13 protein-coding genes are annotated in these 13,993 nt (G+C 50.2%); 9 read left to right on the top strand and 4 right to left on the bottom strand.

Going from position 1 to position 13,993, the window contains the following annotated elements; all coding sequences use genetic code 11:
• The first annotated feature begins 371 nt into the window (after nt 1–371).
• The 6 genes from PsWM33_RS19590 (at nt 372) to PsWM33_RS19565 (ending at nt 6,475) form a co-directional block, all read left to right on the top strand.
• Nucleotides 372–2,171 (top strand): glycoside hydrolase family 2 protein, encoded by a 1,800-nt coding sequence (locus tag PsWM33_RS19590; protein ID WP_063301346.1) that lies wholly within the window; start codon nt 372–374, stop codon nt 2,169–2,171.
• Nucleotides 2,172–2,184: 13 nt separating this feature from the next.
• Nucleotides 2,185–2,949: an FCD domain-containing protein gene (locus tag PsWM33_RS19585; protein WP_063301345.1), complete on the top strand. Its 765-nt coding sequence runs from the start codon at nt 2,185–2,187 to the stop codon at nt 2,947–2,949.
• A gap of 59 nt (nt 2,950–3,008) precedes the next feature.
• Nucleotides 3,009–4,193, top strand: a complete 1,185-nt coding sequence (gene uxuA / locus PsWM33_RS19580) for a mannonate dehydratase (protein WP_063301344.1) — start codon at nt 3,009–3,011, stop codon at nt 4,191–4,193.
• 161 nt (nt 4,194–4,354) lie between these two features.
• On the top strand, nt 4,355–5,122 hold the full coding sequence (locus PsWM33_RS19575) for an ATP-binding cassette domain-containing protein (RefSeq protein ID WP_063301343.1): 768 nt from the start codon (nt 4,355–4,357) through the stop codon (nt 5,120–5,122).
• A complete protein-coding gene (locus PsWM33_RS19570) occupies nt 5,115–5,927 on the top strand; it encodes a metal ABC transporter permease (protein WP_063301342.1) in 813 nt (270 codons plus the stop codon). Before PsWM33_RS19575 ends, PsWM33_RS19570 begins: the two co-directional genes overlap by 8 nt.
• 122 nt (nt 5,928–6,049) lie before the next feature.
• Nucleotides 6,050–6,475 (top strand): Fur family transcriptional regulator, encoded by a 426-nt coding sequence (locus tag PsWM33_RS19565; RefSeq protein ID WP_063301341.1) that lies wholly within the window; start codon nt 6,050–6,052, stop codon nt 6,473–6,475.
• Here PsWM33_RS19565 and PsWM33_RS19560 read toward each other — a convergent pair.
• Entirely contained in the window at nt 6,461–7,213 is a 753-nt protein-coding gene (locus PsWM33_RS19560; RefSeq protein WP_063301340.1) for a hypothetical protein, read from the bottom strand. The two genes, PsWM33_RS19565 and PsWM33_RS19560, sit on opposite strands and share 15 nt — an antisense overlap.
• Nucleotides 7,214–7,466: 253 nt before the next feature.
• Nucleotides 7,467–8,222: a response regulator transcription factor gene (locus PsWM33_RS19555; RefSeq protein WP_244276721.1), complete on the bottom strand. Its 756-nt coding sequence runs from the start codon at nt 8,220–8,222 to the stop codon at nt 7,467–7,469.
• A 148-nt stretch (nt 8,223–8,370) separates the two neighbouring features.
• Between PsWM33_RS19555 and PsWM33_RS19550 the strand changes: the two genes are divergently transcribed.
• A complete protein-coding gene (locus tag PsWM33_RS19550; protein WP_063295344.1) occupies nt 8,371–9,018 on the top strand; it encodes a TetR/AcrR family transcriptional regulator in 648 nt (215 codons plus the stop codon).
• A 61-nt stretch (nt 9,019–9,079) separates the two neighbouring features.
• On the opposite strand, the gene PsWM33_RS19545 is transcribed toward PsWM33_RS19550, so the two are convergent.
• Both PsWM33_RS19545 and PsWM33_RS19540 read right to left on the bottom strand, forming a co-directional pair.
• A complete protein-coding gene (locus PsWM33_RS19545) occupies nt 9,080–9,361 on the bottom strand; it encodes an SCP2 sterol-binding domain-containing protein (RefSeq protein WP_057464754.1) in 282 nt (93 codons plus the stop codon).
• Between the two features lie 188 nt (nt 9,362–9,549).
• Complete coding sequence (locus PsWM33_RS19540) at nt 9,550–9,909, bottom strand: cupin domain-containing protein (protein WP_063301339.1); 360 nt, start codon at nt 9,907–9,909, stop codon at nt 9,550–9,552.
• 151 nt (nt 9,910–10,060) lie between these two features.
• Here PsWM33_RS19540 and PsWM33_RS19535 point away from each other — a divergent pair, with 151 nt between their 5' ends.
• A complete protein-coding gene (locus tag PsWM33_RS19535; RefSeq protein ID WP_063301338.1) occupies nt 10,061–10,699 on the top strand; it encodes a pseudouridine synthase in 639 nt (212 codons plus the stop codon).
• Between the two features lie 533 nt (nt 10,700–11,232).
• Nucleotides 11,233–13,902 carry a bifunctional acetaldehyde-CoA/alcohol dehydrogenase gene (gene adhE, locus PsWM33_RS19530; protein WP_063301337.1) on the top strand — a complete coding sequence of 890 codons (2,670 nt, stop codon included), beginning with the start codon at nt 11,233–11,235 and terminating at the stop codon, nt 13,900–13,902.
• Nucleotides 13,903–13,993: the final 91 nt, after the last annotated feature.

Here is a 13,993-nt window from a genome sequence, read left to right as displayed (position 1 = left end):
CTTTCTCCACATTTCAACGGTACCAGCGGAATTGCTCTGACCTCTTGTTTTTAAAAGAAGATGTGGAGGTGGGAGAGGTGCAAACCAGCGGTAGTATGTTGAAAGATGTATTCAAAGACGAAGGAAAGGGGAGAAATCTCTCAATCAGCTATTTAAACTATTTATAACAGTAGCTTGAGAGTTTGGGTTGTTGGTTTGATACATACGTTGCGGAATGACGGCGCTCTTTGAGTGTAGAGAAGTTCCAGCGCGGCGGCTTTCAACTCAATGACATAATTACCCTGTCTCTTCAGATACACCTAAATAGGTCGACCAACTCGGACTGAGGTCCCAACAACGACGAAACCAATATTGGTCAACGAGGATCAGTGATGCTTGAGCGGATGGAAGGTGCCGATAATGGCCTGGCTTGCTTGCATGATGAGGACTATGACGTCCCTTTCAATAAGCAGAATCTGAACAGCAGCACGCTGATTTTCACAGGTGGCCGTAAAGCTGAGTCGTTAAACGGAGAGTGGAACTTCTGCGTTGACCTGCTGGATACCGGCCTGCGCCAAAAATGGTTCTCTTTCACGCCAGAAGCACCAGAAGATAAGACAGAGCCTTACGATTACGATCCTTATGCAGGCGAAACCGTTCCAGTTCCTTCATGCTGGTCCATGCTCAAGGACAAATGGTACTTCTTTGAAGGCAGCGCGTGGTATACACGCCCGCTGGATCTGGAAGAGCTGCCGGAAGACGAACGCCTTTTCCTCAGAGTAGGGGCGGCCCAATACGACTGTAAGGTGTTTTTGAATGGCGAGTTTCTCGGCAGCCACTACGGCGGGTCCACTCCCTTCAATGTCGAGCTCACCAAACACGCAAAACTGGGTCGCAATTGGTTGATGCTGTGCGTGAACAACACCCGCACCCTCGACCGCGTGCCAATGCGCAACACAGACTGGTTCAATTACGGTGGCATCTATCGGGATGTTGAACTCTATAGAACCCCGAAAACATTCATTTCAGATTTCTTCGCCTACCTAGTCCCCGATAACTCCTACGATAAAATCGCGGTTGAGCTGCAAGTCAGCGGTCCAGGCAGGGCATCCGTTACAGTCGAGTTCAAAGAACTGGGCATCAAGACTGAGGTTTCCGTCGATGAAGACGGCTTTGGAAAACTGGTCCTCCCAGCTAGGCCAGAACTGTGGTCACCAGAGCACCCACGCCTCTATCAGGTAACAGCCTCAGTTGGAGAAGATCGTGTTGAAGACATGATCGGGTTTCGCCAGATAGAGCAAGTAGAAACGGACGTTCTGCTCAATGGCAAACCAATCTTTTTCCGTGGCATCTCCGTGCACGAGGATGACGAGTTCACCGGCAAAGTCCTACGTGATGAAGATCTGGAGCAACGGTTCCAACATGCCAAGGAGCTGAACTGCAACTTCATGCGGTTCGCCCACTACCCGCATGATGAGCGCGCCGCCAAAATGGCCGATCGTGAAGGTATTCTTCTTTGGGAAGAGATACCGGTTTACTGGGCAATCGACTTCAAGAACCCGGATACCCTGAAAGATGCAAGAAATCAGCTTCAGGAGCTGATCAAACGTGATCGCAACAGAGCATCTGTCGTCATCTGGTCTGTTGGCAATGAGAACCCGGACACAGACGAGCGCCTCTCCTTCATGAAACATCTGGTCGATACCGCAAGAGACATGGACCCAACACGCCTGACCTCGGCTGCCTGTCTCGTGAACCATGCCAAGAACCGGATTGAAGATCGCCTGATCCAATACATCAATGTGATCGGCATCAACGAGTATTACGGTTGGTATGAGGAGAACTTTGAAGACCTGATCGATTTCCTGGACAACTCCGAGCCGGGCAAGCCTGTGGTCATCTCCGAAACTGGTGCAGATGGTTACATCGGTGAGGGGAAACTGGAAAAGGGCTTCTTTAGTGAAAGCTATATGGCCGAGGTCTACCGCAAGCAAATTGCAACCTTGCGCCAGCGAGAATTCGTGAAGGGCATCTCACCTTGGATTCTCTATGATTTCCGTGTCGAACGTCGACAGAATATGTTCCAGCAAGGCTGGAACCGCAAAGGCTTGATTGCCTCAGACAAGAAAACCAAGAAAACAGCCTTCAAACTTCTTGCAGATTTTTATGCAGAGCTGAAAGCGAAAAACTGATCTGGATTGCACCATGACATTAGACCCGAACAGAAGACGTTATCAGGATGTGGCAGAAGAACTGGTTCGCGATTTGGCGAACGGTGCATTTGCCATTGGTGACAAGCTCCCCACAGAGCGCAAGATTTCTGAAGATCTGGGCGTCAGTCGGTCATTGGTAAGAGACGCGATGATCATGTTGGAAGTGCAGGGGCTTGTCGATGTCCGCAAAGGCTCGGGTACTTATGTTCTTCGTCTGCCGGGTGATGTGACACCAGACAGTTCATTGGAACAGGACATCGGGCCGTTTGAGCTGCTGCAGGCACGCCAGCTTCTGGAAAGTAACATCGCAGCATTTGCCGCAACAATGGCAACAAAAGCTGACGTGATGCAGATGCGTGAGACGCTGGCAAAGGAGCGAGTTGAGATAGAATCCGGATCTGGAAGCCATAAGGCTGATGAAGAGTTCCATCGACTGGTTGCGCAGGCGAGCCAGAACTCCGTGTTGACCGAATCTGTTGAGCACCTTTGGACATTGCGCAAGCGTTCCCGCATGTGGGAGCAACTGCACCAGCGCATTTTCGACCAAGGCTATCAAATCAAGTGGTTGGATGATCACCAGGCAATCCTAACCGCGCTGCAATGCCGGGATCCACAAATGGCCCGACAAGCCATGTGGCAACATCTGGAGAATGTGCGGATGACATTGCTGGAACTTTCAGATGTCGATGACCCTGCATTTGATGCGTACCTGTTTGATACGGATCCGCTGGCTGCGGTGAACGATCTCAAAAAATAACTGAAGTGAAATGTTAAACCGGGCCTTGGCCCCAAAATTTGAAAAGCAAAGAGCTAAACATGGAACAGACTTGGCGCTGGTATGGCCCACATGATCCGGTCACCCTCAAAGATGTTCGGCAGGCAGGGGCAACGGGCATTGTCACTGCTCTCCACCACATCCCGAATGGCGAAGTGTGGCCAGTTGAAGAAATTCAAAAGCGCAAAGATGAGATCGAAGCTGCCGGTCTCGTCTGGTCTGTTGTCGAAAGTGTTCCGGTACATGAACATATAAAAACGCGCACTGGGGATTTCGAAAAGTATATCGAGACCTATAAGCAGTCCATCCGCAATCTGGTGGCCTGTGGCATCACCAAGATTTGCTACAACTTCATGCCTGTACTGGACTGGACACGAACAGATCTGACCTACGAACTGGAAACAGGCGCGACCTGTCTTCGCTTTGACGCAGATATCTTCACAGCCTTCGATATCTTCATTCTTGAGCGCCCGAACGCTAAAGAAGAATACTCAGCAGAAGAAGTTGCACGCGCAACTGCTGTCTTTGAGGGGATGTCTCAGGAAGACAAAGATGGATTGGTCAAAACGATCCTTGCAGGACTTCCAGGCTCAGAAGAATCCTACACAGTTGCAGACATTCGCGCCCACCTGGAACGCTACAACGGCATGGATGCCGATAAACTGCGAGAGCATCTGGCGTTGTTCCTCAAAGAGGTTATTCCAGTGTGTGTAGAAACCGGTGCACTTATGGCAATCCACCCGGATGATCCTCCACGTCCTCTTTTGGGCTTGCCGCGGGTTTGCTCCACTGAATCTGATTACGAATATATTTCGAAGGCAATCGATGTACCTGAGAACGGCTTTACATTCTGCACTGGCTCTCTGGGTGTTCGGCCTGATAATGATCTTGTAGGCATTGTAGAGCGATACGCGCAGCGTATTCATTTCGTCCATCTGCGGGCGACCAAACGCGAAGACAATCCGCTGTCCTTCCACGAAGCAGATCATCTGACCGGCGACGTTGATATGGTTGGTGTGATCTCAGCTTTGGTGGATGAAGAAGAGCGCAGAAAAGCAGCGGGTTCAGATGATCTAATCCCGTTCCGGCCAGATCACGGCCATGCCATGCTCTCAGACCTGCAAATGAAATCTGCACCGGGTTATCCGGCGGTAGGTCGTCTACGCGGCCTTGCAGAGTTGCGCGGTGTTGAAACCGCTGTGCGGGCAATGCGTGAACCTGCATAAGAAAAATTCGGAAAATCAAGCATCAAATAGCCGGGGCATTGCTCCGGTTTTTTTGTGCTCACTGTGAAATCAACGAATATTTTATTTGTGTAATATTATTACATAACATATAAAAGCCATCCCCTTCGTGGTGCTGCCCATGGTGAGTTGAGGTGCCTATTGTGCAATTGATTGAGATGGATGGAGTTGGGATCAAACGGCAAGGCCGTTGGTTGATCCAGAATGTGACTCTGAGTGTGAAAGCTGGTGAGATTGTAACCCTCATCGGGCCGAATGGAGCTGGCAAAAGCACGACCGCAAAAACCGCGTTAGGCGTGTTGAAAGCGGATGCCGGAAAGATCAAGTGCAAACCTAATCTCAAAGTCGGCTATGTCCCTCAAAAGCTTGCCGTGGACTGGACAATGCCTTTGACTGTCGGTCGCTTGATGAGCCTGACCGCCAAACCATCCAAGACTGAGATTGATAAGGTGTTGGAGAAAACGGGCATCTCGCATCTCATCGATGCCAATGTGCAGCAGCTTTCGGGTGGTGAATATCAAAGAGCACTGTTGGCAAGAGCGATCCTGCGCACACCAGACCTTCTCGTTCTGGATGAGCCAGTACAGGGTGTCGACTATTTCGGTGAGATAGCTCTTTACAATCTGATCCTCCAAATTCGTGAGGAACTGAACTGCGGTATCCTGCTCATTTCGCACGACTTGCACGTTGTGATGGCGCAGACAGATACAGTGGTCTGCCTTAATGGCCATGTGTGTTGCAGCGGCGCACCGGAACATGTGGCAGCCTCGGATGCCTACAAGCAGCTCTTCGGAGATGCTGCCTCACAGTCTCTGGCGATCTACCACCACCATCACGACCACAGCCACAAGGCCGACGGAACAATCGTTCCATCCAAAGGGGATTCTGGAGACTGCTGCAATCATGGATGATTTTATTCTAAGAGCCATGTTGGCCGGGATTGGACTTGCTCTCGTGAGCGGACCACTCGGCTGCTTCGTCGTCTGGCGTCGGATGGCTTATTTCGGCGATACCATGTCCCACTCAGCGCTTCTTGGCGTTGCGCTTGCCTTCCTGTTGAACATCAATCTCATGGTAGGCGTACTGGGTGTGACAGTGACGGTTTCCCTGTGCTTGCTCATCTTGCAAAAACGGGGGGCGCTCTCAACGGATGCTTTGCTGGGGTTACTGTCGCATTCGGCTCTTGCGCTCGGCATGGTCCTGATTGCGTTCATGAGCTCAGTGCGTTTTGATCTGCTCTCTTTGTTGTTTGGTGATATCCTTGCTGTTGGCAATGAGGACGTCATTGCAATTTACGCCTGTGCCGCAGTCATTCTCGGTTTGATGTACTTCCTCTGGCGCCCATTGCTGGCGTCCACGGTCAATCGGGAACTGGCGGAAGCTGAAGGTTTCAATCCAGACCTGACACAGCTCGTTTTCATGGTCATGATGGCAGCAATCATCGCCATTGCCATGAAGATTGTCGGCGTTTTGCTGATCACTGCGCTTCTGATTATCCCAGCAGCGACAGCGCGCTGGTTTGCCAGAACACCGGAGCAAATGGCCGTTGCCTCATCTATCATCGGTGTGGCGAGTGTTATCCTTGGTCTGGAAGGCTCTCTGCAGTTTGACAGTGCGTCCGGTCCATCCATCGTTGTGGCCAGCCTGTGCTTATTTTTGCTTTCATTGTTTGCATCTCGGCTCATAAACAGAGTATTGGGAAAGGAGCGAGGGTAGTAGAACGTATTCTCCAAAAGTGGTTCCGGTTTTTGGATCAGAAGACGCTTGAGAACAAAGTGTTTGGGCTTGATGCGTGAATACATAGGAACGCAACAAGCTTTGGAGTGAAAGAAGTGGCAATGGCAACTGCAGAAGTGAAGCTCACTAAAAATCAGCGTCTGGTTCTGGATTTGCTGTGCGCTTCAGATGCACCTATGAGCGCGTACTCCATTCTGGATCAACTTCGCTCTGAGGGACTTCGCGCACCATTGCAGGTCTACCGTGCTCTGGACAAGCTCATCGGGCTGGGTCTGATCCATCGCCTCGAAAGTATGAACGCCTTTGTCGCGTGTGCGCATCCCTCATGTCATTCTGTAGAGATGGTTGGCTTTGCGATTTGTGAAGCTTGTGGCAAAGCGCTGGAATTTGCTGACAATGATGTCGCGGAAATTCTGAGCGGTTGGGCAAGCGCGAATGGCTTTGATGCCAAATCAACCTCTATTGAGATCAAAGGCACCTGTGCATCCTGCCAAGAAAAGTTGGAAAACTCCTCAGGAGCTGAGTGAGAACCTGCGCCGTAGATCAAAGAGGCTGGGTACATCGCTCTCTGTGTGGTGCAGTTCTGAAGGTTCGATCAGTTCTCGCGAAATCCAGTTTGTCGTGTAAAGCAAAGGCTTCTTCTGTTGGCGAGACGTTGGTTGGCCGCCAAACCCGCTGCCATCGACAAGAATAAGATCACTTGGAAGTTTTCGCCGAAGTTCGGAGAGGCTGGAAAACAGCAAGGATCGGTTCTTACTACACACCTGTAACCCAGTGGCTCGTTTTGCAAGTCTTGCAAGGATATCCGGGAAGGAACGAGTACGTTCACTCACCACGTACCTCAGAAAGATGCCGGGTGAGTAATCCCCGAACAGACTTTCAATGTCGTCCTCTGGATGTACTTCGCTCCAATTTCGAAACGGAACATACAGCGCATTTTCGTTGTTGTAGAAGGCTTCATGGCTAACCGTGTTGAAGTGGCCTTGATGTTTGGACGAAAACACAAGGTTCAACTGGTTCTGCTCAGGCGCGACAGCTTCGTCTATAATGCGGAGCCCACCATTATAGAGCGGATCTCCATAGGCAAGCACAAGCGCACCAGAAATGCGTTGAAACGTCTGGTCGAACTCTCTGTCCGGTGAGGGACCGATGCTTAAGAGCAAATCAGAAGCAACAAGGGTGCGCGTGGGGATCGGACATATACCGCCATGATCGCTCCAAATGACCTCAAGGTCGCTCAAACTGGCAAAATCGCTTGGCTGCACAGTTTTCTAGTCCTCTGAAAGATTGAAGCCGGGCCTTGGGAGCCTACAAAATCAATAATGAGGAAAAGTTGACGCTACGGCAAGTGCGTGTAAGGCGCAAACAGTCAAACTGGAAAAACAAATTGCTTGCTGTGGCAAGAGCGCTACAGCAACGCCACCTGTTGGACTGGTCGTTGCTGTAACACCCGTAAAAGGAAGGAGAATAAACTGCGGCGAGGGAGCGGTAATCTCGCCACAGGTGTGTCAGTTCCGTTTAAGGAGCTGCAACATACGTCGGCTGCAATGTGGAGGACGGTGTCACACCAGTACCCGCGCCTGAGATTTTGTAGCCATTGGCTCCGCGGCGTGCATTGGTCTTGGCACGCGCCGCTTTGCGGTTGCCGCCACGATAATCCACGTTGATGCCCAGCTCATTGATCATTGCGACCAGCTGAGAGCGGGAGTAAAAGCCCAGGGTGCTCAGCAGTGCAGAAACATGATGCTTCACGGTCGCTTCGGAAATTCCGAGCTCATGAGCGATTTGTTTGTTCAACTTACCTTCTTTCAAGTAAGTCAAAATGGTAGCCTGACGGCGTGTCAGATTGGCCAGACCTTCATAAAAGTCGATACCAAACGCGTTCTGCGCATCTTCGGATTCTGTGGTCACCTCAACAGTGCCGCCGGTTAAAATCGCTTTGAAGACAGAAAAATCAGCTGTCTTTGGAACAGCTGCACTTGCACCGCGGGCAATGAAGTAATCTGCAAGGCCCGGATTGTCTTGCTCAAGCAGCATGACAAGGCTGGAAATCTCATAGGTCTCCAGCAGTGCGGATGCCGTGCCGAGTCCTGGTGCCCCCTTCATACGAGGGTTCACAAGTACCACTGCGGAAGGGTGAAGTTCTACCCAAGTCTGCAACTCGGAAAAGCTTTTTGTCACAAGTACATTCACGCCATGACACTCATTGGAGTAGATACTCGCAAGTGCTCTGGAAAATGCCGGATGTGGATCACCAATAATAACAGTGTGCATGGAAACCTTCTCCCTTAGGGTTCCAACAGTGGACTGACGCTCCCGATACATAATTTCTCCTCCCTAAACTATGCACTACGTGTTTCGTCTTATCTCTTGAAAAAAATACATGCATATGGTTTTTTTACAAGCGTTGATGTGAGGCTCCATGAAAAATAATTTTCAAGATACCGGCGAAACGCGAAAGTCTACTCAGGCAGAGAAGAGTGACCGCATGCGTAAGGAGATCCTCCTTGCGGCTATCAGCTGTTTGCACGAATTTGGCTATCACCGTGCATCTATTAAGAAAATTACCGAAAAGACCAGATTTTCGCAGGGTGCGCTGCAGCATCATTTCCCGACTAAAGAAGATCTGATGGTCTTTGTTCTGGAAAGGCTGCTCGCGAAATCCGTTCGGTTGACTTTGGAGTGGTTGAACGAAATCGGTGAGGATAAAAGCAGAATTTCTGAGTTGACTATCAAATGGTGGACGAATCAGGCGAACTCTCCTGAGTACCTCACCATGGTGGAAATTCTTGTTGCAGCGCGAACGGAAGACTCGCTGCGTCGCCGCATCAAACCCACCTTCGACAACTTCGCGAAAGTGACTGACGATCGAATTCTGGCAATTTTTGATAGCAATAGAATAAGTCAGACAATCGCACGTACGCTCATCACAGCCTCCCGTCAGATGATGACAGGCCTGATCAGCTCAGATGGTTTGTTTATGAAGGAAGAAGATAAGCAGGCTTACATCGAGCACTGGGCGATGTTTTTGCAGCAACTCATCGAGCATAGAATGCAGGAATCTGCGTAGACTTTAGTCTATGTGGCATCCGGGCACATGGCCCGAATGCACGATCTTTTAGCAGCCGAGATTACATCAGCTGGCTAAGTTTCATTGCAACGCTCATGTCACCATCAATAGTGAACTTGCCCTGCATGAATGCCGCTGTTGGATCCAGATCGCCAGCAATCAGAGACTGCAGGTCTTCAAAGGTCACGCCGATTGTGCAATCAACGTCTTTGTTGTCGGTGGATATGGAATTGCCATCAATCACCAGAACACCTTCGTCACCACAGTCAAACTTGATTGAGCTGTCAAAGTCGCTGGATTCTACGCGGCCTTTCAGGTCATTCAAGAGTGCGTCCATGCTCATATTTGTTCCCTCCATCTGTTAAATTACAGTGTTTGAAAAATCCGGGCAGATGCCTAAGGTGTTCTAAGTAGCGCACTACGTATTACGCATCAGGCATCTTGTTAACGTAAGCGTAATTCAGCATGCGTTGAATGTAAAGACACCAGATTCCGCTTATTCGGGATTAGCCCTGCTGCCTTAGTAGGGCGTTATGCCAACTGATCTGCCAAAGACTTTGTCTTCTCAGTCACAACATCGCCCGTGTGCTTTGTCGCTACCGGCTCAATGAGCACGATCCAGCATTCCTCTTGAGCAACCGGGTTGTGCATTTTACCTTTGGGGACAACATGAAAGTCACCCTCATTTAAAGTAACAGCTTCCCCTTCGTACTCAATAATGACACTGCCTTTCACAACATAGAAGAGCTCGTCTTCCTCATCATGCTTGTGCCAGGCGAGATCTCCTTTGACCTTGGCGACCTTAACATACTGGTCGTTCACTTGAGCGACGACGCGAGGGGACCAGTAGTCAGTGATCTTTTCAAATTCAGAATCAAAATTGCCAATCATAGGAACCTCATAAAAACAGGATACTGACGGTTATATGGTGCTGTTGCAGTCTCGTACAACACAGACAGGCTCATCCGTTGACGTTTGCTTACAAGCCGTTATAAGCCCCTCCATGAACACTCCGAGCCCATCCTTTATCTACGCACCACCCATGGAGCCCTTCCTTGATGTCGTTCATCAGGATGAGCAGCTTCTGGTCCTCAACAAGCCGAGTGGTTTGTTGAGTGTCCCCGGTCGCGCAGAAGAGCATAGGGACTGTTTGGAAAGCCGCGCTCAATCCGTCTACTCAACAGCAACAACCATCCACCGATTGGATATGGATACCTCTGGCCTGCTTGTGATGGCCATGAACAAAGATGCGCACCGTCATGTCGGGCTTCAGTTCGAAAAGCGCATGACGCGAAAAACTTACATTGCCCGCGTATGGGGTCATGTCTTTGAGGATCAGGGAGAGGTTGATCTTCCTTTACGATGTGACTGGCCCAATCGCCCAAAACAGATGGTTGACCATGAGCAGGGCCGTTCAGCACTCACGCGTTGGGAAGTGGTCCGCCGCGAGGAAGCGACAACCCTTGTAAAGCTGATGCCAGTCACAGGCCGCTCTCACCAGCTTCGCGTACATATGCTCGCGCTTGGTCATGTCATTGTGGGAGACCGCTTCTACGCAGACGGAGAGGCGCTGGTGTTCTCAGAGCGATTGCACCTCCACGCGCAAACGCTTGAACTGCGTCATCCCATAGGTGGTGAATACAATACCTTTACAGCTTCCTGTCCGTTTTGGGATCTGTAAGTCGCCAATACCTGCCAGACTCATTGAATTTGTAAAAATGAGTCACATTAAATACGGGTAATATCGTATTTTGTGCAGCCAGAGCGCACTATTCACAAGCACTAGGTGAAACTACCGTCAAATTATTGCAGAAAAAGAACTTTCGCACAGTATAAGACAGAGTACTTGTCCTATAAGCAAATCGCTTGCTACCTCTCAGTCATATGCCTACTCTCGTGTGTCATTAAGTTATTGAAATAAAAATGTAATATCACTGACTTCACCAGTGAAAACTGTATGCAATGCTATGCAATAAATGACAAGTTTGGCTTTTATGGTGATTCCAGTCTCTGAAAGCAGCTTTCAGATGGCCAGTTTTATGACATCCTATTCATATATCTCTGATTTTTGACTTAAGTCATGCGCCTAAAGTACAATGTGACCCAATAATATCTGTGTCGAACAGAAGAGCGGTTTCCTCCCTAGAGCTGTTTTGTGACAACTACGGATAGTCTGTCACGTTTCTGCTTCGGATCTTGCCTACGGAGAAGAGAATGCCTGTCACTAATCGCGAAGAATTAGACGCCCTGGTTGCTCGGGTTAAGAAAGCGCAACGGACTTACGCTACATACACACAAGAGCAGGTAGATAAGATTTTCCGTGCGGCGGCTTTGGCTGCTGCGGATGCTCGCATCCCACTCTCCCGTATGGCGGTTGAAGAAACCGGTATGGGCGTCATGGAAGACAAGGTTATCAAAAACCAGTTTGCTTCCGAATACATCTACAACAAATACAAGGATGAAAAGACCTGCGGTATCCTCGATGAAGATGACACCTTTGGTACCATCACCATTGCAGAACCAACAGGCATCATCTGCGGCATTGTCCCAACCACAAACCCGACATCTACTGCGATCTTTAAAGCGCTGATCTCTTTGAAGACCCGCAACGGTATCATCTTCAGCCCGCACCCTCGTGCAAAACTGGCAACCAATGAAGCTGCTCGCATTGTTCTGGATGCAGCGATCAAAGCTGGCGCGCCAAAAGACATCATCGGCTGGATTGACGTTCCAACAGTGGAACTCTCCAACGCGTTGATGACACACGATGAGATCAACCTGATCCTCGCAACCGGTGGTCCGGGCATGGTGAAGGCGGCTTACTCCTCTGGTAAACCAGCCATTGGCGTGGGCGCAGGTAACACCCCGGTTGTGGTTGATGAGTTTGCCGACGTGAAGCGCCTCGTTGCTTCTGTCCTCATGTCCAAGACATTCGATAACGGCGTGATCTGCGCATCTGAGCAGTCTGTCATTGTTGTCGAGGAAATCTACGAGCAGGTTAAAGAGCGCTTCTCCAGTCACCAGGGCTACGTGCTGAAAGGCAAAGAACTTCAGGCTGTTAAAGATGTACTGCTGAAAAATGGCGGTCTCAACGCAGCTATCGTAGGTCAGCCAGCACCAAAAATTGCTGAAATGGCAGGCGTAAAAGTGCCAGCTGGCACCAAGATCCTGATCGGTGAAGTAACCGAAGCCAGTGAAGCCGAAGCCTTCGCACACGAAAAGCTGTCTCCAACGCTTGCCATGTACAAGGCAAAAAGTTTTGAAGACGCATGTGACACCGCTGAAAAGCTCGTCACCATGGGCGGCATCGGTCACACCTCAGTCTTCTATACAGACCAGGACCGCTGCGCAGATCGTGTGAAAGAATTTGGCCGTCGGATGAAGACTGCCCGTATTCTCATCAACTCTCCTGCATCCCACGGCGGCATTGGTGACCTTTACAACTTCTCCCTCGCGCCAAGCCTCACATTGGGCTGTGGGTCTTGGGGTGGTAACTCCATCAGTGAGAACGTAGGTCCAAAGCACCTGATCAACAAAAAGACTGTTGCGAAGCGAGCTGAAAACATGCTGTGGCACAAACTGCCTGAATCCATTTACTTCCGTCGCGGCTGTCTGCCAATCGCTCTGGGTGATCTGGAAGGTAAAAAGCGCGCACTGATCGTAACCGATGGGTTCTTGTTCAAGAACGGCTACGCTGATGAGACTGTTCGTGTTCTCAAAGGCCTGGGCATGGAAACAGATGTCTTCTACGAAGTAGAGGCTGATCCGACACTGTCCATCGTGCGCAAAGGTGCTGACCTGTGTAAGGCATTCAAGCCAGATGTGATTGTTGCAATTGGTGGTGGTTCCCCAATGGATGCAGCAAAGATCATGTGGGTCATGTACGAACATCCGGAAGTTGACTTTGCTGATCTGGCATTGCGCTTCATGGACATTCGCAAGCGTATCTACAAGTTCCCTAAAATGGGTGAAAAAGCCAAGATGGTTGCGATCCCAACCACTTCTGGCACCGGCTCTGAAGTAACCCCGTTCGCGGTGGTGACTGATGACGAAACCGGCATGAAGTACCCAATTGCGGATTATGAACTCACACCAAACATGGCAATTGTGGATGCGAACCTTGTCATGAACATGCCGAAGTCTCTGACAGCGTTCGGTGGCATTGATGCCATCACCCACGCAACAGAAGCTTACGTCTCTGTTCTGGCAAACGAGTACTCTGACGGTCAGGCTCTGCAGGCTCTCAAACTCCTTAAAGAGAACCTCGTAGAATCTTACGAAAAGGGTGCTGAATCCCCGAATGCCCGTGAGAAAGTGCACAATGGCGCAACCATCGCAGGTATCGCATTTGCGAACTCCTTCCTCGGTGTTTGTCACTCTATCGCACACAAAGTAGGTGCAGCGTTCCACGTCCCACACGGTTTGGCCAATGCCATGCTGATCTCTAACGTGATCCGCTACAACTCAAATGACAACCCAACCAAACAGACCGCATTCTCTCAGTATGCGCGTCCTCAGGCAAAATGCCGGTACGGCGATATTGCTGACCATCTGGGCCTCACAGCAGCTGGAGACAGCCGTGAAGCAAAGGTTGAGAAACTGGTTGCTTGGGTAGAAAGCGTCAAGAAGGCTCTTGAGATCCCAGCAGGCTTCAAAGACCTGGGTATCACTGAAGAGCAGTTCATGGCGAAACTCGACGAAGTCGCAGTGGAAGCATTCGATGACCAGTGCACCGGTGCTAACCCACGGTACCCACTGATCGATGAGATCAAACAGCTCCTTCTCGATGGTTACTACGGTCGCGTCTACGTAGAGGGTCGCGCGGAGGATGTTGTAGATCTTGCGCAGGAAAAAGCGAAAAAAGCCTCTAAAGCGAAAGCTTAGGTTCAGCGCCATTCCTGCAAACTAAACATTGCGGCTCGAAAAAAGACCCCGGGGCACCAGCTCCGGGGTTTTTGCGTTACAGTGACCAATA

Source organism: Pseudovibrio sp. WM33 (assembly GCF_001623165.1).
Lineage (GTDB): Bacteria > Pseudomonadota > Alphaproteobacteria > Rhizobiales > Stappiaceae > Pseudovibrio.
Note: the sequence above shows the minus strand (reverse complement) of the source record. Positions and strands in the feature narration are given on the sequence as shown.

Bases quoted from the DNA above. Each gene is read 5' to 3' on its own strand.
- PsWM33_RS19590 (WP_063301346.1), top strand. From the start codon at position 372: ATGCTTGAGCGGATGGAAGGTGCCGATAATGGCCTGGCTTGCTTGCAT.
- PsWM33_RS19585 (WP_063301345.1), top strand. From the start codon at position 2,185: ATGACATTAGACCCGAACAGAAGACGTTATCAGGATGTGGCAGAAGAA.
- uxuA (WP_063301344.1), top strand. From the start codon at position 3,009: ATGGAACAGACTTGGCGCTGGTATGGCCCACATGATCCGGTCACCCTC.
- PsWM33_RS19570 (WP_063301342.1), top strand. From the start codon at position 5,115: ATGGATGATTTTATTCTAAGAGCCATGTTGGCCGGGATTGGACTTGCT.
- PsWM33_RS19565 (WP_063301341.1), top strand. From the start codon at position 6,050: ATGGCAACTGCAGAAGTGAAGCTCACTAAAAATCAGCGTCTGGTTCTG.
- PsWM33_RS19555 (WP_244276721.1), bottom strand. From the start codon at position 8,222: ATGCACACTGTTATTATTGGTGATCCACATCCGGCATTTTCCAGAGCA.
- PsWM33_RS19550 (WP_063295344.1), top strand. From the start codon at position 8,371: ATGAAAAATAATTTTCAAGATACCGGCGAAACGCGAAAGTCTACTCAG.
- PsWM33_RS19545 (WP_057464754.1), bottom strand. From the start codon at position 9,361: ATGAGCATGGACGCACTCTTGAATGACCTGAAAGGCCGCGTAGAATCC.
- PsWM33_RS19540 (WP_063301339.1), bottom strand. From the start codon at position 9,909: ATGATTGGCAATTTTGATTCTGAATTTGAAAAGATCACTGACTACTGG.
- PsWM33_RS19535 (WP_063301338.1), top strand. From the start codon at position 10,061: ATGGAGCCCTTCCTTGATGTCGTTCATCAGGATGAGCAGCTTCTGGTC.
- adhE (WP_063301337.1), top strand. From the start codon at position 11,233: ATGCCTGTCACTAATCGCGAAGAATTAGACGCCCTGGTTGCTCGGGTT.